Here is a 22,101-nt window from a genome sequence, read left to right on the forward strand (position 1 = left end):
GGATGAGGCGCCCGTTCGCGGACTCGTCAGAATACTCCGCGTGATCGCCGGGTACGCCGAGGGCCCACCGGCGGATGTCGGCAGGCGACGGTCCGCCGTTACCCCCGAGTGAGCCGCGTCACCTGGACTTCCTGGGTTTCTTCTCCCGTACGCGCACGTTGATCCGCACCGGGCTGCCCGCGAAACCGAAGCGCTCGCGGAACTTGCGCTCGATGAACCGACGGTAACCGGCCTCCAGGAAACCGGTGGTGAACAGCACCAGCGTGGGCGGGCGGATGCCCGCCTGCGTGGCGAACAGGACCTTCGGCTGCTTACCGCCGCGCACCGGCGGCGGCGTGGCGGCGATCAGCTCGGAGAGCCAGCCGTTGAGCTGCCCGGTCGGCACCCGCTGGTCCCAGGAGGTGAGCGCGGTGCGCAGCGCGGGAGCGAGCTTGCGCACCGACCGGCCGGTGAGCGCCGAGATGTTGACCCGCTCGGCCCAGGGCACGCGCACCAGGCCCCGGTCCAGCTCCCGCTCGAGCTGGTAACGGCGTTCCTCGTCGACGAGGTCCCACTTGTTGAAGGCCAGCACGCAGGCGCGGCCGGCGTCGACGACCATCGTCAGCACCCGCAGGTCCTGTTCGGACAGTGGCTCACTGGCGTCCAGCAGGACGACGGAGACCTCCGAGGCGTCGATCGCGGTCTTGGTGCGCAGCGAGGCGTAGTACTCGGTGCCGCTGGCGGTCTGCACCCGCTTGCGCAGCCCGGCGGTGTCCACGAAGCGCCACGTCTGGTCGTCCAGTTCGACGAGCGAGTCGACCGGGTCGACGGTGGTGCCCGCGACGGAGTCGACGACCGCCCGCTGTTCGCCGGAGATCTTGTTGAGCAGGCTGGACTTGCCCACGTTCGGCTTGCCGACCAGCGCCACCCGGCGCGGCCCGGCCGCCCGCTCGCCGTCACGCGGCGCCTCGGGCAGGGCGGCCACGATCACGTCGAGCAGATCGCCGGAGCTGCGCCCGTGCAACGCGCTCACCGGGTACGGCTCGCCGATCCCCAGCGACCACAGGGAAGCCGCGTCGGCGATCAGCCGCTCGTCGTCGACCTTGTTCGCGGCCAGCAGCACCGGGCGCTTCGAGCGGCGCAGCACCCGCGCCACCGCCTCGTCGGTCGTGGTGGCGCCGACCGTGGCGTCCACGACGACGAGTACCGCGTCGGCCGTGTTCATCGCGATCTCCGCCTGCGCGGCGACGGAGCCCTGCAGGCCGGTCGCGTCCGGCTCCCAGCCGCCGGTGTCGACGACGGTGAACCGCCTGCCCGCCCACAGCGCGTCGTAGGCGATCCGGTCGCGGGTCACGCCCGGCGTGTCCTGCACGACGGCCTCGCGGCGGCCCAGGATGCGGTTCACCAGGGTCGACTTGCCCACGTTCGGCCTGCCGACGACGGCGAGCACCGGCTGCGCCAACTCCGCCTCACCTGCGGCCTCACCGTCGTCGACACGGGTGTCCAGCATGGTGAACTCGGCCTCGTCGGACCACGTGCCATCAGACTCGGTCATTGCTTCTCTTTCCCTTGCGGCGCAAGGCTTCCTCGCGCCGTTTGTCCAGCGTGCGCACCAGCGCGGCGAGCTCGCCGCGCAACCGCTCGGTCGCCTCTTCCAGGCCTGTCCTGCCGCGGCCGACCTCGACCGTGAACGGCTCCCCCACCAGCACGTCGACCTCCGGCCGGAACCGGCGCGAGCCGCCGGGCGGGCGCAGCGTGCCACGGGTGGCCACCGGGAGCACGGTCGCACCCGAGGCGCGGACCAGCCACGCCGCCCCCCGCTCCGCGGTCGCCACGTCGCCCGCGCCACGGGTTCCTTCGGGGAAGACGCCCACCAGTCCACCGTCGCGCAGTACCCGCACGGCGGTCAGCAGCGGCGCCCGGTCGGGTTCGCCGCGCCGGACCGGAATCTGGCCGATCCGGCGCAGGAACCCTCCCGCCGCCCCGCGGAAGAGTTCGTCCTTGACCAGGAACACCGACCGGCGCGGCAACATTCCGAAGATGAGCTGCGGCTCCGCCAGTGAGCTGTGGTTGGCGATCAGCACGACCGGACCGGTACGCGGAACACGGTTCACGCCGTCGACGCTGATCCGGAACCCACCGCGCAGGTAGTACCGCGCGAAGAGCCTGCCCGCGTCGTGCAGTCGCGGGCTGGAGCCCGCGGGCAGTGCGGTCGTCACCGGCCGTGCTCCGCGGCGAGTTCGTCCGGCGGGGCCAGCAGGCCGCGCCTGCCCGCCAGTTCCCCGAGCGCCACGATCACCTGGTCGATGGACAGATCCGAAGTGTCCACCACGACGGCGTCCTCGGCGGCGCGCATCGGCGAGGCGGCGCGGGTGGAGTCCAGGTGATCGCGGCGGTCCACCGCGGCCCTCGCTGCCTCGGCGCCCGTACCGCGCCCGGCGGCGGTGTCCTGCGCGCCACGGCGTGAGGCGCGCACCTCGGCGGAGGCGGTGAGGAACACCTTCAGCGCGGCGTCCGGGGCGACGACGGTGCCGATGTCGCGGCCCTCCACCACGATCCCCGCGGTCCCGGCGAGCACCTCGGCGATGATCCGGCGCTGTTCGGCGACCAGCAGCTCGCGCACCTCGGGCACCGCCGACACCGGTGACACGGCGGTGGTCACGGCCGCGCCGCGGATCTCGGCGCCCACGTCCTCCCCGTCGAGGCGGGCGTGCGGACGTCCCGGGCTGGTGCCGACGTCCAGCCGGGCGGCACGGGCGACCCCGGCCACCGCGGCCGCGTCGGCCGGATCGGTTCCCGAACGGAGCACGGCGAGCGCGACGAGGCGGTACATGGCCCCGGTGTCGAGATACCCGGCGTCGAGCCGGGCGGCCAGCTTGCGGGCGACCGTGGTCTTGCCGGTTCCGGACGGTCCGTCCAGTGCGACCACGCCGGTCAGGGCTCCCGCCACCGGGTTTCTCCTCGCTGCTCGCCGCGGGGCGCGCCTGCCCCGCGGATCACTGGCGGGCACGGTCGTGCCCGCATCCGGCCGCTACCGCTGCGGCGTGTCATTCTGCCTGGGCTCCGGTTCCCGCCGGTCGGCCGGTCCCTGCCGCTCCGCCCGCAGGCGGCGCGCCAGGTCGTCGGTGACCACGCCGGAACGCTCCATCGCACCGGTCCGGTAGGCGGCCCGGCCGAAGAGCTGGGACAGCACCGGAGCGGTGATCACCTGGAACAGGGCCACCAGGACCAGGCCGACCGCGAATCGGGGTTCCAGCCGTACCGCGGAGCCCGCCAGCACCAGCAGCAGACCCAGCGTCTGCGGTTTGGTGGCGGCCTGGAGCCTGCTCGGCACGTCGGGGAAGCGCAGCATGCCGAACGCGCCGACCAGGCAGCACAGCGCGCCGGACAGCAGCAGCACCGCGCAGACGATGTCGCGGACGATCACCGGTGCTCCTCCCTGCCCTCGGTCAGCCGGACGGCGCTGATCGTGCCGACGAAGCCCAGCAGGGCCACCGACACGAGCAGGGAGATGTTGGTCCCCTTGCCCGACACCGCCATCCCGACGGCGGTCCCGGCGATGATGAGCACCACCAGCACGTCGATCGCGAGGATCCGGTCGAGGGTGCGCGGGCCGAGAACGAGGCGTACCAGCGTCAGCAGACCCGCCAGCACCAGCAGCGTGAACGTGATCACGAAGACGATCGTCACGGTCCGTCCACTCCCTTCTCCGCGGGTTCGTCCCTGGCCGCGGAATCGGCGAGGCCGGACACCGCGGCCGCCTCCTCGGCGCTGCCGAACGCGCGCACCACGAGGACCTGAATGACCAGCACGGCGTTGTACACCCGCCGCACCTGCTCGTCGTCGCGCACACCCAGCACGTAGACGTAGAAGATCCGGTGCTCCCGGTCGATCTGGATCACGGACGCACCGGGGCCCAGCGACAGAACGTTCGCCGCGAGCGCGATCACGTGGTCCACATCGGACAACACGGGCACGGCGATCACCCCGGACCTGGTGTCCTTGCCGTACCGCATGGCCTGCCACGCGACCTGTACGGCCGACATGACGATGTCGGTGACCAGGAAAGCGGCGAGCCTGAGCAGCCGCAACGGTCGCACGTGGAAGCGGGAAGTGATCGGCGGCAACGGGAACAGCACCAGTACGGCGGCGGCCACCAGCACGCCGAACACCGCCGTGGACACGTCCACCGAACCCCACAACAGGAACCAGACCACGACCAGCCAGACGAACAGCGACGGCGGATAGCGCCGTGCGAGCACTCGCACCTCTCACTCACCCCCCACACCGAGTACGGCCACCCGGTACGGCTCGCCGTCGATCAGGTCGTTGGCCGCGCGCTCGCTCATCGCCGAGAGTGGTCCCGCGAGCACGGCGATCGCCACCCCGGCCACCACCAGGCCACCAGTGGCGAGCAGCATGCCGCGCGAGGTGGAGCCGGTGCCGACGGTGACCTCGTCGGTCGGGTCCGGGTCGGGATACGGCGCCTGTTCCTTGCCCCAGAACGCCTGTACCCAGATCCGGGCGACGGCGTAGAGCGTCAGCAGACTGGTCACCACGGCACCCGCCGTGACCACGTACGCCAGCGGGGTCGCCACCCCGGCCCCGGCCTGCAGCAGGGCGATCTTCGCGACAAACCCGGAGAACGGCGGAATACCGGCCAAACTCAGTGCGGGGAGCGCGAACAGCACGGCGATCAGTGGATAGGCCTTCGCCACCCCCGACATCGCGCGCAGCGACACCGTCCCGGTGTGCCGGGTGACCAGACCACTGACCAGGAACAGACCGGCCTGCACGGTGATGTGGTGGACCACGTAGAAGATCACGCCGGTCAGTCCGATGACGGTGAACAGCCCGAGGCCGAAGATCATGTAGCCGATGTGGCTGACGAGCAGGAACGACAACATCCGGTTGAGGTCGTTCTGGGCGATGGCCCCGAGCGCGCCGATGATCATCGTCAGCACCGCCACGACGAGCAGTACCTTCCAGATCACGTCGTTGCTGAAGATCAGCGTCTGGGTGCGGATGAGAGCGTAGACGCCGACCTTGGTCAGCAGCCCCGCGAACACGGCGGTGATCGGTGCCGGGGCGGTCGGATAGCTGTCGGGCAACCAGAAGTGCAGTGGCACGAGCGCGGCCTTGATCCCGAACACCACGACCACCAGCAGTCCCAGACTGGTCTGCACTCCCGGCGAGAGCTGGCCGACCTTCTGCGACAGATCCGCCAGGTTCACCGTGCCGGTGGCCGTGTAGACCAGCGCGATCATCGTGATGAACAGCAGCGAGGACGTGAGGCTGACGATCACGTAGGTCATGCCGCTGCGCACCCGGGGGGCCGTGGTGCGGCGGGTGATCAGCACGTACGAGGCGGACAGCATGATCTCGAACGCGACGAACAGGTTGAACAGGTCGCCGGTGACGTAGGCCAGCGAGACCCCCGCGCAGAGCACCAGGTACATCGGGTGGAAGGCGGTGGAGGCGGTTCCGCGACCGTAGTCGGTGATCCGCTGGCCGATCGAGAACACCAGCACGGCCAGCATCACCACCGCCGAGACGAGCAGCAGCAGCGCGGCGAGCCGGTCGGCGATGAGCGTGATGCCGAACGGAGGCGCGTAGCCGCCCAGCTGCAGCACCACCGGTCCTCCGGTGTCGGCGTGCACGAGCAGCACGCCGGCGATCACCGAGACCGCGGAGAGGACGAAGACGCCGATCACCCGTTGCAGACCGGGTGCGCGACCGGTCATCAGCGACAGCGCCGCGGCCAGCAGCGGCAGCAGCACGGGAAGCGCGACGAGCACGTTCACCGGCCCGCCCCCCTGCCACGCCAGGCGGGCTCACCCGGTTCGCCGCTCTCCCCCGGGTCCTCGGGGTTGCCCGTCCGCACGACGCCCTGGTCGGCGAAGTCCTCCGGGTCGTCGGTGTCGGTGTAGGTGTCGTCGGCGGTGGCGTCGGCGGGTTCGGCCTCGGTGGCGGCGATGCGGCGGTCCTCCAGGTCGTCCTGGACCTCGTCATGCCCGATCAGCACCCACGAGCGGTACGCGAGCGCGAGCAGGAACGTCGTCAGGGCGAAGGTGATGACGATGGCGGTCAGTGCCATCGCCTGTGGCAACGGGTCCACCATGGAATCGGGCTCGGCCTGGCCGACGAACGGCTCCTCCCCCGGTGGGCCACCGGCCACCTGGAGGAAGAGGTTGGCACCGTGGCCGAGGATGACGATGCCGATGATCACCCGCATCAGCGAACGCTGCATGATCAGGTAGAAGCCCACCGTGTAGAGGCCGGCGAGCAGCACGGCCATGGTGATGTTGATGGTCACGGCAGGTCCACCTCCTCCTCCTGTTCGAGTTCGCGCGCCTCGATGCCCGCGCCGAGCGTGCGCAGCAGATCCAGGACGACGCCCACGATCAGCAGGTACACCCCGATGTCGAGGAAGACACTGGTGGCCAGTTTCAGGTCGCCGAGCAGCGGCAGCGTCCAGACGTCCGTGGACAGGACCGGGAGCCCGAACACGACCGGTACCACCGCCGTGATCACCGCGATGCTCAACCCGGCGCCGATCACCACCGGCGGCCGGATCCGCACGGCCGCGGCCAGTTCCACGCTGCCGCCCGCGACGTACCGGAGCACGAAGGCCAGCCCGGCGACCAGACCGCCACTGAAGCCGCCGCCCGCGTCGTTGTGCCCGGCGAAGAGCAGGTACACCGACACCACCAGCACGGTCGGGAACAGGATGCGCGCGCACACCTCGAGCAGCAGCGACCGCGGCCAGCCGTTGCAGTTGTTCTCCGCCATCAGCCAGCGTTCCCGGGGCGCGTCCCAGCGCGTCCACGGCGACGGCGCGCCGGGCACCCGATCGGCGGGTTTGGGGTCCAGCGGCATCGCGTCCAGGGGCTCCCCCGTGCAGGGCGTCTCGGTGGCGGGCTCCTCGACGCAGGGCGCATCGGTGCCGAGCGCCTCGGTGCCGGGCTCCCCCGTGCAGGGCGCCTCGGTGCCGGGCGTCTCGGTGCCGTCCGCGGGATCGCCGGTGGTGGTCATCGGTCCACCTCCGTCGCGCCGTCGCGATGCTCGGCCTCGTCGGCGCTCGCCTCCGGGATGGGCCTGCGGCGGGCCCGGTGCGCGGCGAGGATCAGGCTCGCCGCGCCGGTCGCGGCGACGGCCAGCACGGAGATCTCGCCGACCGTGTCGAACGCGCGGAAGTCGACGATGATCGCGTTCACGACGTTGGTGGCACCGGCGTTCTCCTCGGCCCCGGCGATGTAGCCGGTACTGGCCTCGGGCAGCCCGGAACGGCTGCCGGAGAACACGACGGCCATCACGGCGACGAAGATCCCGCCCGCCGAGGCGACCCCGGCCTTCACCCACCGTCTGCGTGCGACCGGCGGCTTGCCGTGCACGAAGTGCGGCGGGAACCGGCGCAGCACGAACACGAACACCACCAGCGTCAGCGACTCGACCAGGAACTGCGCCAGTGCGAGGTCGGATCCGCCGTCGACGAGGAACAAGGCGCCGATCCCGTAGCCGACGACTCCGGTCAGCAGCACCGCCGTCAGCCGCCGCCGGGCCAGCACGACGGTGGCCGCGGCGACCAGTGCCAGCACCGCCAGCGGAAGCTGCAGCCAGGAGTCCCACAGCCGCAGCTCGCCCGGCCAGGCCAGGCCGGCGAACAGGCCCGCGCCCGGCACCAGCACCATCGTCACCAGGATGACGCCGATGTAGGTCGGCAGCGAGCCCGCCTGCAGCCGGGCGGTGACGCCGTGCGCGAAGCCGTCGAGGGTGGCGACCACGCCGCGGTACCCGCGCTGGGCGTGCATCGGTTCCGGTACCCAGCCGGAGATCCTCGGCACGAACGCCGCGCCGCGGTGGATGAGGTAACCACCCGCGAAGACCACAATGGACAGCAGTAACGGCAACGAGACGCCGTGCCACAGGGCGAGGTGGTAGCCGGTGTCCGGGTAGGCCCGCGCGTATCCGGCGGCCAGCGGCTCGACCAGGCCGGTGGCGAACGCCAGCACCAGGCCCGCGAGGGCAGGCAGCGCCAGCGGCGCGACGAGGCCTGCCCCGGGGGCGGTCAGCGGGGTGGGCTCCGCGCCGGGACGGCTGCCGAAGGCCCCGAGCAGGAAACGCAGGCTGTACGCCACGGTGAGCATCGAGCCGATGACGATGCCGGCCAGCACCAGCACGCCGCGCACGCTGCCGTCGGCGAACGCCTCCAGCGCGGCCTCCTTGCCGACGAATCCGAGCAACGGCGGCACGCCGGCCATGGAGGCGACGGCGAGGGTCACCGTCGCGGTCAGCCACGGCCATCGCCTGCCGAGGCCGGAGAGCTCGCGGATGTCGCGGGTTCCCGCGCGCTTGTCGATCAGGCCGACGGTGAGGAAGAGCGAGGACTTGAACAACCCGTGCGCGAGCACCATCGTCGCGCCCGCGATCGCCGCCACGTAACCACCGGTCCCGACCAGCACCATCAGGAAACCGAGCTGGCTCACCGTGCCGAAGGCGAGCAGTGTCTTCAGATCGTGCTCGCGCAGGGCACGGAATCCGCCGAGCACCATCGTCCACAACCCCAGTACCACCAGCGGCACCCACCACGCGGGCAGCTCGCTGAAGCCGGGCGCGAACCGGGCGACCAGATACACGCCCGCCTTCACCATCGCGGCCGCGTGCAGGTAGGCACTGACCGGGGTGGGGGCGACCATGGCCGCGGGCAGCCAGGGGTGGAACGGCACCTGGGCCGACTTCGTGAACGCGCCGATCAGTACCAGCACGACGGCGACGTTCACCACCGTTCCCGAAGGCGCGGCGGCGAGGATCTCGGAGATGCGCGAGGTTCCCGCGGCCGTGGCGAGCAGGATCAGGCCCAGCAGCATCGCCAGCCCACCCAGGCTGGTCACCAGCAGCGCCTGCAGGGCCGAACGGCGGGCCTTCTTCGAGGCGCCGTCACCACCGACGAGCAGGAACGAGCAGACGGTGGTGAGCTCCCAGAAGATGTAGAGCGAGAAGATGTCGTCGGCGAGCACCAGGCCCAGCATCGAGCCCGCGAACACCACCAGCAGCACCGCGTTGCGGCCACTGGTGACGTCACCGGGTTTCGCGTACGCGGCGTAGTAGGCCAGCACGAGCGCGCCGACCCCGGACACCAGGATGATCATCAGCATCGCCAGCGCGTCCATGCGCAGGGTCAGTTCCAGGCCGACTCCGGGGGCCCAGGCGAGCGTCTCCGCGGGGAGAGTGCCGTCGAGCGCACCGCCCAGCCGGGTCAGCGCGAGGACGAGGGTCACCGCGGGGACGACCGCGCCGGCCGCGAAGACCCACCGGCCGAGCGCGCGCGCGGCGAGCGGAAGCAGCATCGCCACGACGAAGTGCGCCGCGATCGCGATCAGCACCCAGCCTCACCACCGTTTCGTTCGTCCACGGAACCGGCCGTGCCAGCCACTACGCCCGTGAACGCGACGGATCGGCGGAAGCCCGGTCCTCGCCCACGATCTTACGGAGTACCCCCCGGAGGTCCGTATGCCGCACCGCCATCCGGACGTTTCTCCGTCGATTCCGGCACCTTCACACGAACGAGCCTGCGATCGTCTACCGTGGTACGCGTGAACGTTGAAGTAACGCCGCTGCCGGGCATCGGCGTCCGCAAGGACTTCGCGATCCGCAGTGGCCGGCGGGTCGGTGTGGTGACCCAGCGGGACGGCCAGATCGAGCTGATCGTGTCCAAGTCGGACGACCCGGACGCCTGTCTCGCCTCACTGCCGCTGACGACCGACGAGGCCGCGGCGCTGGCGAACCTGCTCGGTGCCCCCCAGCTCGTCGCCCAGCTCAACGAGGAGCACGCCGAACTGCCGGGCATCAACACCAAACAGCTTCCGCTGCGGCAGGGCTCCCCGTTCGACGGCCGCACCCTCGGCGACACGGCCCTGCGCTCCCGCACCAGCGTCTCGGTGGTCGCGGTGATGCGCGCCGGTCAGGTACACCCGTCTCCCACTCCGGACTTCACCTTCACCGCAGGCGACCTGCTGGTGACGGTGGGCACCTCGGAAGGCCTGGAAGCGGCGGCCAAGATCCTCAAGCACGGCTGACGCGTGGATCACACCGCACTCGAACTCATCGAACTCGGTGGGGTCTTCTTCGTTCTCGGCGTCCTGGGCAGGCTCGCCGGACGTATCGGGCTGTCACCGATCCCGCTGTACCTGCTCGGCGGACTCTGCTTCGGCCAGGGCGGGCTGATCCCGCTCGGCGACATCGACGAGTTCACCGCGCTCGCCAGCGAGATCGGTGTCGTGCTGCTCTTGCTGCTGCTGGGGCTGGAGTACTCCGCGGCCGAGCTGTTCACCGGGCTGAAACGGTCCTGGATGGCGGGCCTGCTCGACATCGTGCTGAACGCCGCACCGGGCGCCATCGTGGCCCTGATCCTCGGCTGGGGACCGGTGGGTGCGCTGGTGATGGCCGGGGTCACCTACATCTCCTCGTCCGGGATCATCGCCAAGGTGCTCGGCGACCTGGGCAGGCTGGGTAACCGCGAGACACCGGTCGTCCTGTCGATCCTGGTGTTCGAGGATCTGGTGATGGCGCTGTATCTGCCGATCCTGACGGCCGTTCTCGGTGGCGTCAGCCTGCTCGGCGGAATGAAGGCCGTCGGCATCTCGCTGCTGGCGATCACCGTGGTGCTGGTCATCGCGCTGAAGTTCGGCCGGTACGTCTCCGCCGTCGTGGACAGTCCCGACCGTGAGGTCTTCCTGCTGAAGGTGCTCGGCGCCGCGCTGCTGGTGGCGGGACTCGCCTCGGCGATGCAGGTGTCGGCCGCGGTGGGCGCCTTCCTGCTCGGTATCGCGATCTCCGGTTCCACGGCGGAGAACGCCACGCACATGCTGGAGCCGCTGCGCGACCTGTTCGCCGCGGTGTTCTTCGTGGTGTTCGGCCTCAACACCAACCCGGCCTCCATCCCGCCGGTGCTCGGCTGGGCGATCGTGCTGGCCGTGTCGACCACCCTGACGAAGATCGGCACCGGATGGTGGGCCGCCCGCAAACAGGGCGTGGGCCGGATGGGCCGGGCACGCGCGGGTGCCGCGCTGGTGGCCCGCGGCGAGTTCTCCATCGTCATCGCCGGGCTCGCGGTGGCCGCGGGCGCGGTCACCGGGGAACTCGCGGCGCTGGCCACCGCTTACGTCCTGCTGATGGCGATCCTCGGCCCGGTGGCCGCCCGCGTCGTCGAGCCGATCGCGCAGTCCCTGCAGCGCAAGAAGGACCGTCCCGCCCCGGAAGCGGCCGCCACCGGCGGCTGAGCGCGTTTCGTCTCCGGCGGGAACGCGCGGCCGCCCCGCCCCGTCTGCGTCAACGGTGGCCGCCGGGCTCGGCATCCGGCCCGGCGTGCTGCCGTTACCCTCGCGCCAGCACGCGCCGAGAGCCATGTCCGCACGACCACCCGAGGTGAACACGATGACCAATCCCGGGAACAGCCCCGACTCCTGGAAGACGCCGCAGATCCGCGAGGCGGAGGCGAAGCTCGACGGTGCGATGGCCGACCTCGACCGGCGCATCGCGAAGGCGGATCAGGTCCGGCAGAGCGTGCCCGCGACGAAGCTCTCGGCCGACGAGATCCGGCAGATCCAGGAGTTCGCCCGCGGCAAGGACGCGCCCCGGGAACTGCGGGAACTGCAGCGGCGGATCGACAACGACGAGCTCTCCTGGTCCGACATCGCCGACGGCAGGCATCTCGACGACCCGGCCGTCCGGGCCGCGCTCTCCACCAGCACGCCGGGAATGCAGCGCGCCTACACCCTCATCCAGGAAGGCGAGCACCTCGACGACATCGTCGAGTCCGGCACCACCGATCCGTCCCGTCCGGACGACCACTACGAAGGTGACGGCGACGGCGAGGGTGGCTCCGGGTTCATGCGTCGCGGCTGGTGATCCCCCTGCCGAGTGTCCACTTTGCATTGGTGACGCGATTGGGGTCCGGGGGAACCGATCCGGCGCTAGTCTCCGTCTGAGCGCGCAACAAGCAACATCGTCGACGGTTCAAAGGGGTGGCTGGGGTGCCAGGCGGAGGTTTTCAGGTCGAGCCGGAAGAGCTGCGGGGATACAGCGGCCTGCTGGAGCGCAGTAACCAGCACTTCCAGACCATCAAGCAGCACGCCTCCGACAAGGGCGGCGACACCAGTGGTTTCACCGGCCTGCTGTCCTTGCTGGTGCCCATTGTGGACGGCATCATCGGCCTGTACACCGACGCGCTGCAGTCCGCGGGCGACAAGCTCGCAAAGGTCCAGACCAATCTGGACTCGGCCGCGGAGTCGTACGAGAAGCGCGAAGCCGGGCACACCTCCACTTTGAACACCGTCGCCGGCAAGGTCGACTCGGCCAAGGACGCACCGACGCTGGGCGGTGCGGCCTGATGACCGCGTACGCCGACGCCGAGGACCCCATCGCGATCCTCAACGCCGCTCCCGACACCGCCGGTGGCCCGACCGTCGAGGACGCTATCCGCGAGGCCGGTTTCCAGGTCCAGGCCGTCAACTGGGTGTGGCAACAGGTCGTGGGCGAAAGTCTCGTCGAGTCCGTCATCGAACCGATCACCGGTGACTTCGAGAAGATCGCCGAACAGGGCGCCCAGTGGGAGAACGTCTGCGACGCACTGCAGGCCGTCCGCAACAACCTCAACGCGGGACTCGAACAGCTCGCCCCGCACTGGACCGGGCCCGGGGCCGACGCCTTCAGCGACCTCATCGCCAACGAGTGGACGATCTCCATCGAGGTCGACGCACAGGCGGCGAAGCTCATCGGCATGGCGCTGAACAAGGTCGCCGAAGGCTCCAAGCGCGCCTGCGATCAGGCTCTGCAGCTGATCGAGATGCTCGTCAACAAGCTGATCGAGGCGGCGGCGATGCTGCCCATCCCGGTCGTCGGCTGGGGGCGCGCGGTCAAGCTCGTCTACGACGGCATCCAGATCTACAACGCGATCATGGAACTGATCGAGGGCATCAAGGCGATCATCGACGGTGCCCAGCAGATCATCACCGGCGTCCAGCAGGTCGGTTCCGCCCTGTCGAAGCTGCGCGATGTGGACAGCGTCAACGACCTCATCAACGTCGGCAACGAAGCCGGTGAGGGTGTCGCCAACATCAAGAGCGGCGCCGACAGCGTCGGGGAGGGAGCCGCGGGCGTTCGCAGCGGCGCCTCCGGCGTGGCCAGCGGCGCGGCGAGTGCCCACCACAACGCCACTTCCGGCGGCGGTTCCGGCTCGGGCTCCGGCAGCGGCTCGGGTTCGGGCGACGGCTCGGGCAGTGGTTCGGGTAACGGCAGCGGCTCCGGCACTGGCAGCGGCTCCGGTACCGGCAGCGGCTCCGGTACCGGCAGCGGCTCGGGCAGTGGTTCGGGAAGCGGCTCCGGCACTGGCAGCGGTTCCGGCTCGGGCTCCGGCAGCGGCTCGGGAAGCGGCAGCGGCACTGGCAGCGGCAGCGGCACTGGCAGCGGTTCCGGCTCGGGCTCCGGCAGCGGCTCGGGTTCGGGCGACGGCTCAGGCAGCGGCTCGGGAAGCGGCTCCGGCACTGGCAGCGGTTCCGGCTCGACCCCCGGCTCCGGCGGCGGCGGCTCCGGTTCCGATGCCGGTTCGACCTCAGGCAACGGCTCGGGCAGCGGCTCCGGCGACGGATCGGGAAGCGGTAGCGGCTCGGGTCCCGATGCCGGCTCCGGTTCCGGTTCCGGCGGCGGCTCGGGTCCCGGCAGCAGCACCGATGGCTCGGGTGGCGGCTCCGCGGCAGGATCGACCGGTGGCTCCGGGCCGTCGGGCGGCCCCGGTGACGGCGGCAGCCCCGGTGACCGCGGCGGCCCTGGTGACGGCGGCGGCACCGCGGGTGGCAGCGGCTCCGGCTCGGCCGGTAGCGGCACGAGCGGCAGCGGCGGCTTCGGCGGCGAGGGCTCCTCGGCGGGCCCGGCAGGCGGTTCCGGCTCGACCGGCGGCCCCTCCTCCGCGGGCGAGACCGGCGGCTCCGGCAGTGGCGGCAGTTCCGGCGGAGGCACGGCAGGCGGGCACGGCAGTGGCCCGACATCGGGCGGCGGTGTCAGCGACAGTGGCTCCGGCGGCACCGCGGGCGAGAGTGGTACCTCGTCCCGAGAGTCCGGTGGCTCCACTCCGGGTGGCGCGGAGTCCTCGTCCCCAGCCGGTGGTGGCGAGTCCGGCAGGCACGCCGCACCGGAGGGCGGTGGCGGCACCACGGAATCGGGCGGTGACAACGGTTCCGGAGCCGGGCAGGAACGCCAGCCCGGTGGCGGAGTACCGGACGGCGAATCCGGCGGCGGCGAACGGACCCCTGGCGGTTCCGGCACGGAGGCGTCCTCCCGCGAGGACGGGCCCGGCCGCGGCGACACCGCACGCGAGGATTCCGGCCGGGGGGAACCGGGCACCGAACGGCCCAGCGGTACCGAGGACGGCCGGAACGACCAGACCGGTGACGGCCACGACGACCGTGCGAACGAGGGCGACCGGAACGAGAGCGACCGGAACGACGGCGAGCGAGCCGACGACCAACAGGACGGCAGTGAGTCCAGCGAGCACGGCGGCGAGCAGACCGACGAGCAGACCGACGACCGGACCGATGGCGGAGCCGACGGCGAGCGGTCCGACGACGGCGGCGAGACGGGCGAGCGGTCCGACGAGGACGCGGGCGGCCCGCCGGACGACGGCGACAGCGAGCGCCTGACCGACGAGGAGCGCGAGCCCGTCTTCGACGAGGAGGCCATGCGCAACGACGGGCCGAACGCCCAGCAGGAACTGCTGGACAACCTCGGCTCGCAGGAGGAGGTCGATCGCTACAACGACCTCGCCTCCCGTCCGACGCACGAACTCACCCAGGCCGAGTCCGACTTCGTCCAGGACGCCCGGGAGAAGATCACGCCGGGCGACGACCGGATCATGACCAAGGTGCTCAACGAGCAGGCCCTGGACAACTACATGAACAACCGGGTGGACCCGGCGAACCATGTGGACCCGGGCACGCTCGGCGGTTCGGTGGCGCGCGGTTCCGATGTGGTGGACATCAACAACCCGGCCGACCTCCGGCACGGCCTCGGCCTGGACGACTCGGCGAGCGTCGCGGCGGGTGAGCGGTCCTGGTCGCCGATCCCGGCGGACGCCAACGAGGCATACCAGTTGCGCTGGCAGCTCGGTGACGACGGCGACCGGATGTTCGTGCCCTACGGTGGCGAATCGAACGGGGACGCCTCCCCTGCCGACGCGGCCGCCAGGGACCAGGCGGCACAGCACATCGCCGATCGTGCGGGCATGGACGAGCCGCGACGTGGCGACGCCCCGTTCACCGGCACGGGTTCCACCAGCGGTGGCGTCCCGGAGTGGGTGTCGCAGGGCAACTCGTTCGGCGAGCGCGCCGAGATCTGGCGACTGGACCGGGACGGCAACGAATCGCTGCACGGGGTCTACACGCGGGACCACGGCTGGAGGCCGGTGAACAATGGCTGAGCTTCCCTTCCTGCACAACGAAACAGTGGGGGTGTTCCAGGGACGCCGTTTCCTGGCGCTGCGCGACACCAGTGACCGCAGCAAACCGAACCGCCGGAAACTGTGGACCCAGCCGGGCGAGGACGTCTCCGGCCTGACCGGCTTCACCCCGCGGCCCGGGGGCGAACGTTACGAACGGATCGTCCACCGAGATGAACTCGACGCCCTCTACTCGGACCGGATGTACTTCGTGTGGAAGGGCCAGACCTTCCTGGTCACCGGCTTCGGCGACGACGGGCGGGTCAGCGGGTACTGGCAGGGTGGCGACATCGCGTGGGCCCGGGAACACGGACTGCGGGGCAACCAGTACGACGGCCACTTCGGCACCTTCCCGGTCGACGAGGTCGAGGAGTTCTACGTGGAGCGCAAGGACTTGCTGACCGGACGCACAGAGAGGCGTGACGCATGACCGAGGCACACGACCGGCGACCGGCCGGCATCGCCCCGACGACGATCCTGCAGAAGTTCGTGCACCCCGCGCTCGCGGAGCTGCATCTCGGCAACGTGATCGTGCCCGGGCGCTTCGAGGCGCACCGCGTCGCGGGATTCGTCTCCCGGATGAAGGACCTTCCCAGCGGCACGGCGGGGGAACTGGCCGAGGCGTACGGGCTGGACAAGATCCCCGGCTGGCCCGTGGGCGGCCCGGTCTACGTGCTGCGCTTCCGCGCGGGCACCGAAATGCTGTACACCACCTCGTTCGGCGGGCAGAACGCCGAGGGCGCGCAGCGGATGAACAGTCCGGTGATCTACCCGGCCCCGTTCGTGGGCACCGGGTACACGCCGAGTTCCGAGCACACGATCCCTGAGTACTTCATGGAACTGACCGAGATCGCCGCGGGCACCGAGATGTGGCGCATCGACGCCGACGGCACGTCCTTGCGGGTCGGCAAGTACGTGCACCGGCAGCTCGGCTGGGTACGTACCGGAAGTCCCTCCTTCGGACCCGCGACGTGGTGGCGCGGCCCCATCTCGCTGCGGCCGACCGTGCGCCGTGGCCTCACCGCCCGTTACCGGGGTCTCGACTTCGACGCCGACTTCGGCCCGGACACCGGCCAGGTCACCCTGCACCCGATGCCGGGAACGCCCGCACCGCCCGACTTCACCGAGCGCGAGGGCACCCGGAGTCTGGTCGTCCTGGACGCGCAGACCGACGAGCTGACCTATCGCAGGCAGCTCTGCGCCTGGCGCGGTGCCGCCTTCGAACTCGTCGACCTCGGCCCCCAGGAAGCGGTCGTGCACTTCCTCGGCCAGAACTACGAGGTCGCCGAGCAACTCGGCCTGACCGAGGTGGACTACCGGATATGGCGGACGATCGTGCCCCGCTCCGAGCTCACCGACGTGCGCCCGGAGGTGCGTCCGGTGCGACGCGGCGTGCTCACGGCCTGAGTGCTCAGCCCAGCTCGGCCAGCACCAGGCCGCTGCGCGGCTTCGGCGTGAAGTAGGTGCTCTTGCGCGGCATCCGCATGCCCGCGGCGTGCACCGCCCGGACGTCGCCGAGAGGTACCGGAGCGATCATGATCACCGCGTCGGCCGCTTCCCCCGGCTCTCGCCCTGCGGGAAGCGGCCGCACCAGCGGGCCCTCCGGATCGATGCCCAAAGCCTTGTCCAGCAACAGGTTTTCCACGACGGCGTGATCGATACGCGGTACGGATTCACCGCCGTCCGGTGGTGGAAGCCGCAGCAGCAGGGTGCGGTCGCCGCAGCGGACGACGACCGACCCCGGTGCCCCGGGCGGTCGCGCCCCGGCGGGCCCGGCCTCGCGCACGTCGACGCCGAGACGGCGCCATGCCGAGCGCAGTTCGTCCGCGCCGAGACCGGTGCCGGTGAGTTCCCGGTGGAATGCCCCGACCCGCAGGCCCGGCCCGGCGGTGACGAGCGCGAGCAGGCCGTCGAGTCCGGCGGCGGCCGCGGCGGCCACCCGGTGGTTGCCGTCGGCGACCATCAGCGGATGTGCCGAGGCCGCCGCGAGCACGATGTCCTGCTCCGGTCCGGGGCCGAGCAGCCAGACCCGATGCCTCCGGCCGCTGGAGTCCACAGTGGACACAGCCGCTGAGCCCGCGTCCGCGATGACGCGGCGCAGCCTCGTGGTCAGTGCGGCCGCGTCCGATACCGGCACCAGCATCGCGGCGCTCGTCGCGCAACCAAGGCCGGAGAGGACCTGAGCACGCTCGGCCACCACCTCGGGATACACCTGCTCGCCGTGGCGTACGTGGCGGACCCCCTCGGCGTCGACGGCCGCCGGGTCCACCATCGCCAGCACGCCGATCGCGGCACCGTCCGGCCCGTCCACCTGGTACGGGGCGAGGACTCGGGACACCGGGCGGTAGGCGGTCCGCCGGAGCAGGGCGAGCACGTCGCGAGCGCCGGGCAGCGCGGCCGTCAGGTCCAGACCGGCGGCGCGGGCGGCGGGAGTGCGGTGCGGATGCTGCACCGCGAGCAGGGTGCGTGCGGCGGCACCGGGCCGGGCCAGTGCGGCCGTCACCCGTTCCGGCTCGGCGAACTCGTCGACGTCGGGGCCGGGCACGTCCCCGCGGACCACCCAGCCGTCCTCGATCGGGCGCACCCAGCCGGTCACCGGGCCTACAGGCCGACGCAGCGGTACAGCGAGGCCACTTCCTGCCGGTTCAGCCGCCGGATGGAGCCGGGTTTGCCGTTGCCGAGCTGCACGTCGCCGATCGCGGTACGGACCAGCTTGCGCACCGGGTGGCCCACCTCGGCCAGCAGCCTGCGGACGATGTGCTTGCGGCCCTCGTGCAGGACGATCTCGACGAGCGTCTTACCGGCCTGCATGTCCTTGACGCGGAACTCGTCCGCCTTGACCGGCCCGTCCTCGAGCGTGATCCCGGCGCGCAACTCCTTGCCGAGACCGCGCGCGACGATGCCGTCCACCTCGGCGAGGTAGGTCTTGAGCACGTTGTACGAGGGGTGCATCAACCGGTGGGCGAGATCGCCGTCGTTGGTGAGCAGCAGCAGGCCCTCGGTGTCGGCGTCCAGCCTGCCGACGTGGAACATCCGCTCCTGCCTGTCCCGGACGTAGTCGCCGACGCAGGGACGGCCCTGGTCGTCGTCCATCGTGCTGTGCACGCCCCGGGGCTTGTTCAGTGCCAGGTAGATCTGGTCGTCGCGAAGGATCACCCGGCCCCCGTCGACGTGGATCACGGCGAGTTCCGGGTCCACCCGGGTGCCCTGCTCGCGGACGGTCCTGCCGTCGACCTTCACCCGGCCCTGGGCGATGAGGTCCTCGGAGGCGCGGCGGGAGGCCACACCGGCCTGGGCGAGGACCTTCTGCAGGCGGATACCTTCGGGCGAGTCAGATGTCATCAATCGAGTCCACTTCGGGAAGCAACGGCGCGATCGGGGGCAGATCGCTCAGCGACGACAACCCGAGCCGTTCCAGGAACAGCTCGGTCGTCACGTACAGGGTGCCACCCGTCTCGGAGTCCGTGCCGGTCTCCTCGATGAGGCCGCGAGCGAGCAGAGTCCGGATGACACCGTCGACGTTCACGCCACGCACCGCGGCTACCCGCGCACGGGTGACCGGCTGACGGTACGCGATCACCGCGAGCGTCTCCAGGGCGGCACGGGTCAGCTTCGCGCGCTGACCGTCCAGCAGGAGTTTCTCGACGTACGGGGCGAAGGTGTCGCGGGTGTAGAACCGCCAGCCCTCGCCGATCCGCCGCAGGTCGATGCCGCTGTTCCGGTCGGTCAGGTCGCTCGCCATGGTGCGCAGCGCCTCGGTGACCCGGTCGACGGGCTGGTCCAGTGCACCGGCGAGCGACTCCTCGTTGGCGGGCGAGTCCACCACCAGCAGCAGTGCCTCCAGCGCCGCCTCCAGTTCGGCGTGCCCGCTCAGGTCGGGCGCGGTACCGCTGTGTTCCATGGCAACCGGGTCCTCGCCCGGCAGCGAGGCACCGATGTCCTCCTCCGGCGGCGGGGGCCCGGGGAGCGCGGGCTCCGGCGCACCGGTGCCGCCGTCCTCGAAGCCGGGGCCGGCGGGGGGTTCCGCTTCGGCGTCGACGTCCATGGTGGCCACGGCGTCCTCGGTGACCTCCGGCTCCACCGCCACCGGCTCCCGCGGCAAGCGGGCGGAGACGGGAGCGTCCGCCTCCGGTCCCGGGTGCTCGGAATCTGCTGGGCTCACCCGTACTCCTCGTCGTCGATACTCGCCCGGTCGGCCTCGGCGGCGGCGAGGGCCTCCGCGTGCGAGCCCCCGGTCCACCGCACGCGCAGCTCATCCAGCGCGTCCGCCTGTTCGAAGGTCACCGTGGCCTCCCGGTACAGGTCCAGCAGCGCGAGGAAGCGGGCGACGACCTCGAGGGTGTGCTCGCAGTCGGCGACCAGCTCACCGAAGGTCGCGTTCCCCTTCTCCGCCAGCTTCAGCCGGAGGACGGCGGCGTGCTCGCGCACCGACACCCTGCCCGCGTGCAGGTGGTCCAGTGACACCATCGGCGGCGGCTTCGGCCGGAACACCGAGACCGCGACCTCCGCGAACATCTCCGGGCTCACGCCCAGCATCACCTCCGGCAGCAGGCCGGTGTAGCGCTCCTCGAGCGAGACCGAACGCGGGTACCGGCGCAGCGCACCGGCCTCCAGCTCCGCGAACAGCGCCGCGACCTGCTTGTACGCCCGGTACTGCATGACGCGCGCGAACAGCAGGTCCCGCGCTTCCAGCAGCGCGAGGTCGTCCTCGTCCTCCACATCCGCCGAGGGCAGCAGCCGGGCCGCCTTCAGGTCGAGCAGGGTCGCCGCGATGACCAGGAACTCGGTGGTCTCGTCGAGGTCCCACTCGGCACCGAGGGTCCGGGTGTAGGCGATGAAGTCGTCGGTGACCTGGTGCAGCGCCACCTCGGTGACATCGAGCTGGTGCTGGGAGATGAGCTGCAGGAGCAGGTCGAACGGGCCTTCGAAGTTGGCCAGCCGGACCTGGAATCTCGGCGAGGCGTGGTCCGCCTCCTCGGGACCGGTGGCACCGGCTCCCTCCGCGGTGTCCGCGGTGTTCACGGTCTCGGCTGCCGGGTCCGGCGGGGGCGGCGCCTCCTCGACCGGTTCGGCGCCGTTCATCAGCCGTCGGCTTCCTCGGCGTCCGCCGCGTCGGCGCGCAGACGCTGGACGAGGACCGAGTCCTCGCCGTGTGCCTCGAAATCGCCCAGCAGCACGGCCACGGCCTCCCGGACCAGCCTCCCCCGGTCGACCACGAGATCGTGCTTGGCCCGCAGGTTCAGGCGCGCCTGCTCCATGGCGAGCAGTTCGTCGCCGGAGACGTAGACGGTGATCTTGGCGTCGTGCTTCTGCCTGCCGGATCCCGGCCTGGCGGCCGCCCCCGAGCTGAGACGTCGCTGTGCGGGCTCGGCCTCACGGGCGCCGGACCCGCCGTTCGCGCCGGCGGCCTCGTCGAGGTTGGACAGCGGATCCGTGGAACCGCTGGTCCTGCGGAAGAAGAGTTCCGACGCTCCGGGCAGGGAGGCTCGCCTGCTCACCGCGCGATCACCTCACGGGCGAGCGCACGGTAGGCCGCCGCTCCGGCGGACTTCGGTGCCCACTTGGTGATCGGCTCACCGGCCACCGTGGTCTCCGGGAACCGCACGGTGCGGTTGATCACCGTGTCGAACACGGTGTCTCCGAATGCCTCGACCACGCGCGCCATGACCTCCTTCGAGTGCAGGGTCCTCGGGTCGAACATGGTCGCGAGGATCCCGGTGATGTCCAGTTTGGGGTTCAGCCGCTCGCGCACCTTCTCGATGGTGTCGATCAGCAACGCCACACCACGCAAACTGAAGAACTCGCACTCCAGGGGGATGATCACACCGTCAGCGGCGGTGAGCGCGTTGACGGTGAGAAGTCCCAGCGACGGCTGGCAGTCGACAAGAACATAGTCGTAGTGATCCATCACCGGTCGAAGCACCCTGAGCAAAGTGTGCTCGCGGCCGACCTCGGCGACGAGCTGCACCTCCGCCGCGGACAGGTCGATGTTGCTCGGCAGCAGGTCGACGTTGTCCAGTTTGGTCTGCCGCAGCGCGCTCGCGACCTCGACCGAACGCTCCATGATCACGTTGTAGACGGTGGTCTCCAGCTCGTGCGGCTGGATGCCGAGGCCGACCGACAGCGCGCCCTGCGGGTCGAAGTCCACCAGCAGCACTCTGCGCCCGCACTCGGCGAGCGCGGCCCCCAGGTTGATGGTGGACGTCGTCTTGCCGACGCCGCCCTTCTGGTTGCACATCGCCATGATCTTCGCCGGGCCGTGCCTGTCCAGTGCGGGAGGTTCGGGCACCTCGCGGTACTCACGCCCGGTGGGGCCGAGCCCGTTCTTGTCCATGGGCCTACCGGGCACCGTCCTGTCCTCGGCCCGGGCGGACCCGGACGGGGCGGACGAGCGTGCGGACCTGCCTGGTGCGCCGCGTTCCCTGGCCCGGCCACCGGCAGCCGCGTCGGGGTCTGCGGGCTCGGGGTCGCCGGGGGTGGCCGGGGCCGAACCGGTGGGCACGGCCGAGCTCGCCGGCGGCTGGAATGTCGACATGGCGCGAAGGCTCCTTGTTCGGCTCTGACGAGCGCAGCCTATTCGGGCCGTGGCGGCCCCGGCAAAGCGGCTCGCCGGGGCCCGCCCGAGTGTTTCGGCT

Annotated in this window: 23 protein-coding genes; 7 read left to right on the forward strand and 16 right to left on the reverse strand. The window is 71.2% G+C overall.

The window, feature by feature from the left end; translation table 11 throughout:
* Window positions 1-118 precede the first annotated feature (118 nt).
* From der to mbhE, 10 genes are all read right to left on the reverse strand, one after another.
* A complete protein-coding gene (gene der / locus CFN78_RS23330; protein ID WP_094865028.1) occupies window positions 119-1,534 on the reverse strand; it encodes a ribosome biogenesis GTPase Der in 1,416 nt (471 codons plus the stop codon).
* Window positions 1,521-2,198, reverse strand: coding sequence for a lysophospholipid acyltransferase family protein (locus tag CFN78_RS23335; protein ID WP_094865029.1), 678 nt, complete (start codon window positions 2,196-2,198; stop codon window positions 1,521-1,523). Before CFN78_RS23335 ends, der begins: the two co-directional genes overlap by 14 nt.
* The gene (gene cmk / locus CFN78_RS23340) at window positions 2,195-2,908 is read right to left on the reverse strand and encodes a (d)CMP kinase (protein ID WP_094865061.1); all 714 of its coding nucleotides are present in this window, start codon (window positions 2,906-2,908) and stop codon (window positions 2,195-2,197) included. Before cmk ends, CFN78_RS23335 begins: the two co-directional genes overlap by 4 nt.
* 102 nt (window positions 2,909-3,010) lie before the next feature.
* Window positions 3,011-3,403, reverse strand: coding sequence for a monovalent cation/H(+) antiporter subunit G (mnhG, locus tag CFN78_RS23345; RefSeq protein WP_094865062.1), 393 nt, complete (start codon window positions 3,401-3,403; stop codon window positions 3,011-3,013).
* Window positions 3,403-3,669, reverse strand: coding sequence for an MrpF/PhaF family protein (locus CFN78_RS23350; RefSeq protein ID WP_094865030.1), 267 nt, complete (start codon window positions 3,667-3,669; stop codon window positions 3,403-3,405). Before CFN78_RS23350 ends, mnhG begins: the two co-directional genes overlap by 1 nt.
* Entirely contained in the window at window positions 3,666-4,247 is a 582-nt protein-coding gene (locus tag CFN78_RS23355; RefSeq protein WP_205660625.1) for a Na+/H+ antiporter subunit E, read from the reverse strand. The genes CFN78_RS23350 and CFN78_RS23355 overlap by 4 nt, the downstream gene beginning before the upstream one ends.
* 3 nt (window positions 4,248-4,250) lie before the next feature.
* A complete protein-coding gene (locus tag CFN78_RS23360; RefSeq protein WP_094865032.1) occupies window positions 4,251-5,783 on the reverse strand; it encodes a Na+/H+ antiporter subunit D in 1,533 nt (510 codons plus the stop codon).
* A complete protein-coding gene (locus tag CFN78_RS23365; protein WP_094865033.1) occupies window positions 5,780-6,295 on the reverse strand; it encodes a Na(+)/H(+) antiporter subunit C in 516 nt (171 codons plus the stop codon). Before CFN78_RS23365 ends, CFN78_RS23360 begins: the two co-directional genes overlap by 4 nt.
* Window positions 6,292-7,014 (reverse strand): MnhB domain-containing protein, encoded by a 723-nt coding sequence (locus CFN78_RS23370; RefSeq protein ID WP_420807918.1) that lies wholly within the window; start codon window positions 7,012-7,014, stop codon window positions 6,292-6,294. Before CFN78_RS23370 ends, CFN78_RS23365 begins: the two co-directional genes overlap by 4 nt.
* Window positions 7,011-9,362 carry a hydrogen gas-evolving membrane-bound hydrogenase subunit E gene (gene mbhE, locus CFN78_RS23375; protein WP_094865034.1) on the reverse strand — a complete coding sequence of 784 codons (2,352 nt, stop codon included), beginning with the start codon at window positions 9,360-9,362 and terminating at the stop codon, window positions 7,011-7,013. The genes CFN78_RS23370 and mbhE overlap by 4 nt, the downstream gene beginning before the upstream one ends.
* A gap of 210 nt (window positions 9,363-9,572) precedes the next feature.
* Here mbhE and CFN78_RS23380 point away from each other — a divergent pair, with 210 nt between their 5' ends.
* The 7 genes from CFN78_RS23380 to CFN78_RS23415 all read left to right on the forward strand — a co-directional run bounded on the left by CFN78_RS23380 (window position 9,573) and on the right by CFN78_RS23415 (window position 16,873).
* The gene (locus tag CFN78_RS23380) at window positions 9,573-10,055 is read left to right on the forward strand and encodes a cation:proton antiporter regulatory subunit (RefSeq protein ID WP_094865035.1); all 483 of its coding nucleotides are present in this window, start codon (window positions 9,573-9,575) and stop codon (window positions 10,053-10,055) included.
* A gap of 3 nt (window positions 10,056-10,058) precedes the next feature.
* Entirely contained in the window at window positions 10,059-11,258 is a 1,200-nt protein-coding gene (locus tag CFN78_RS23385) for a cation:proton antiporter (protein WP_094865036.1), read from the forward strand.
* A gap of 154 nt (window positions 11,259-11,412) precedes the next feature.
* On the forward strand, window positions 11,413-11,886 hold the full coding sequence (locus CFN78_RS23390) for a hypothetical protein (protein WP_094865064.1): 474 nt from the start codon (window positions 11,413-11,415) through the stop codon (window positions 11,884-11,886).
* A gap of 125 nt (window positions 11,887-12,011) precedes the next feature.
* Window positions 12,012-12,368, forward strand: a complete 357-nt coding sequence (locus CFN78_RS23395; protein WP_094865037.1) for a hypothetical protein — start codon at window positions 12,012-12,014, stop codon at window positions 12,366-12,368.
* On the forward strand, window positions 12,368-15,448 hold the full coding sequence (locus CFN78_RS29600) for a hypothetical protein (RefSeq protein ID WP_205660626.1): 3,081 nt from the start codon (window positions 12,368-12,370) through the stop codon (window positions 15,446-15,448). Before CFN78_RS23395 ends, CFN78_RS29600 begins: the two co-directional genes overlap by 1 nt.
* Window positions 15,441-15,896, forward strand: coding sequence for a hypothetical protein (locus CFN78_RS23410; protein WP_133116429.1), 456 nt, complete (start codon window positions 15,441-15,443; stop codon window positions 15,894-15,896). Before CFN78_RS29600 ends, CFN78_RS23410 begins: the two co-directional genes overlap by 8 nt.
* Window positions 15,893-16,873 carry a hypothetical protein gene (locus CFN78_RS23415; protein WP_094865039.1) on the forward strand — a complete coding sequence of 327 codons (981 nt, stop codon included), beginning with the start codon at window positions 15,893-15,895 and terminating at the stop codon, window positions 16,871-16,873. Before CFN78_RS23410 ends, CFN78_RS23415 begins: the two co-directional genes overlap by 4 nt.
* A gap of 4 nt (window positions 16,874-16,877) precedes the next feature.
* On the opposite strand, the gene CFN78_RS23420 is transcribed toward CFN78_RS23415, so the two are convergent.
* Genes CFN78_RS23420 through CFN78_RS23445 form a run of 6 tightly spaced genes read right to left on the reverse strand, consistent with a single transcriptional unit; the run spans window position 16,878 to window position 22,001 of the window.
* Window positions 16,878-18,062, reverse strand: coding sequence for a DUF1015 family protein (locus CFN78_RS23420; protein WP_094865040.1), 1,185 nt, complete (start codon window positions 18,060-18,062; stop codon window positions 16,878-16,880).
* Window positions 18,063-18,067: 5 nt separating this feature from the next.
* Window positions 18,068-18,808, reverse strand: a complete 741-nt coding sequence (locus CFN78_RS23425; RefSeq protein WP_094865041.1) for a pseudouridine synthase — start codon at window positions 18,806-18,808, stop codon at window positions 18,068-18,070.
* Entirely contained in the window at window positions 18,798-19,628 is an 831-nt protein-coding gene (scpB, locus tag CFN78_RS23430) for an SMC-Scp complex subunit ScpB (RefSeq protein ID WP_240519642.1), read from the reverse strand. The genes CFN78_RS23425 and scpB overlap by 11 nt, the downstream gene beginning before the upstream one ends.
* Window positions 19,625-20,548: a segregation and condensation protein A gene (locus CFN78_RS23435; RefSeq protein WP_094865043.1), complete on the reverse strand. Its 924-nt coding sequence runs from the start codon at window positions 20,546-20,548 to the stop codon at window positions 19,625-19,627. The genes scpB and CFN78_RS23435 overlap by 4 nt, the downstream gene beginning before the upstream one ends.
* Window positions 20,548-20,964, reverse strand: a complete 417-nt coding sequence (locus tag CFN78_RS23440) for a cobyrinic acid a,c-diamide synthase (protein ID WP_094865044.1) — start codon at window positions 20,962-20,964, stop codon at window positions 20,548-20,550. Before CFN78_RS23440 ends, CFN78_RS23435 begins: the two co-directional genes overlap by 1 nt.
* Complete coding sequence (locus tag CFN78_RS23445) at window positions 20,961-22,001, reverse strand: ParA family protein (protein WP_094865045.1); 1,041 nt, start codon at window positions 21,999-22,001, stop codon at window positions 20,961-20,963. Before CFN78_RS23445 ends, CFN78_RS23440 begins: the two co-directional genes overlap by 4 nt.
* Window positions 22,002-22,101 lie beyond the last annotated feature (100 nt).

It is taken from the genome of Amycolatopsis antarctica (genome assembly GCF_002262875.1).
GTDB lineage: Bacteria > Actinomycetota > Actinomycetes > Mycobacteriales > Pseudonocardiaceae > Amycolatopsis > Amycolatopsis antarctica.

Coding starts and splice junctions, on each gene's coding strand:
- der (WP_094865028.1), bottom strand. CDS start 1,534: ATGACCGAGTCTGATGGCACGTGGTCCGACGAGGCCGAGTTCACCATG.
- CFN78_RS23370 (WP_420807918.1), bottom strand. CDS start 7,014: ATGACCACCACCGGCGATCCCGCGGACGGCACCGAGACGCCCGGCACC.
- CFN78_RS23390 (WP_094865064.1), top strand. CDS start 11,413: ATGACCAATCCCGGGAACAGCCCCGACTCCTGGAAGACGCCGCAGATC.
- CFN78_RS29600 (WP_205660626.1), top strand. CDS start 12,368: ATGACCGCGTACGCCGACGCCGAGGACCCCATCGCGATCCTCAACGCC.
- CFN78_RS23410 (WP_133116429.1), top strand. CDS start 15,441: ATGGCTGAGCTTCCCTTCCTGCACAACGAAACAGTGGGGGTGTTCCAG.
- CFN78_RS23415 (WP_094865039.1), top strand. CDS start 15,893: ATGACCGAGGCACACGACCGGCGACCGGCCGGCATCGCCCCGACGACG.
- CFN78_RS23425 (WP_094865041.1), bottom strand. CDS start 18,808: ATGACATCTGACTCGCCCGAAGGTATCCGCCTGCAGAAGGTCCTCGCC.
- CFN78_RS23435 (WP_094865043.1), bottom strand. CDS start 20,548: ATGAACGGCGCCGAACCGGTCGAGGAGGCGCCGCCCCCGCCGGACCCG.
- CFN78_RS23445 (WP_094865045.1), bottom strand. CDS start 22,001: ATGTCGACATTCCAGCCGCCGGCGAGCTCGGCCGTGCCCACCGGTTCG.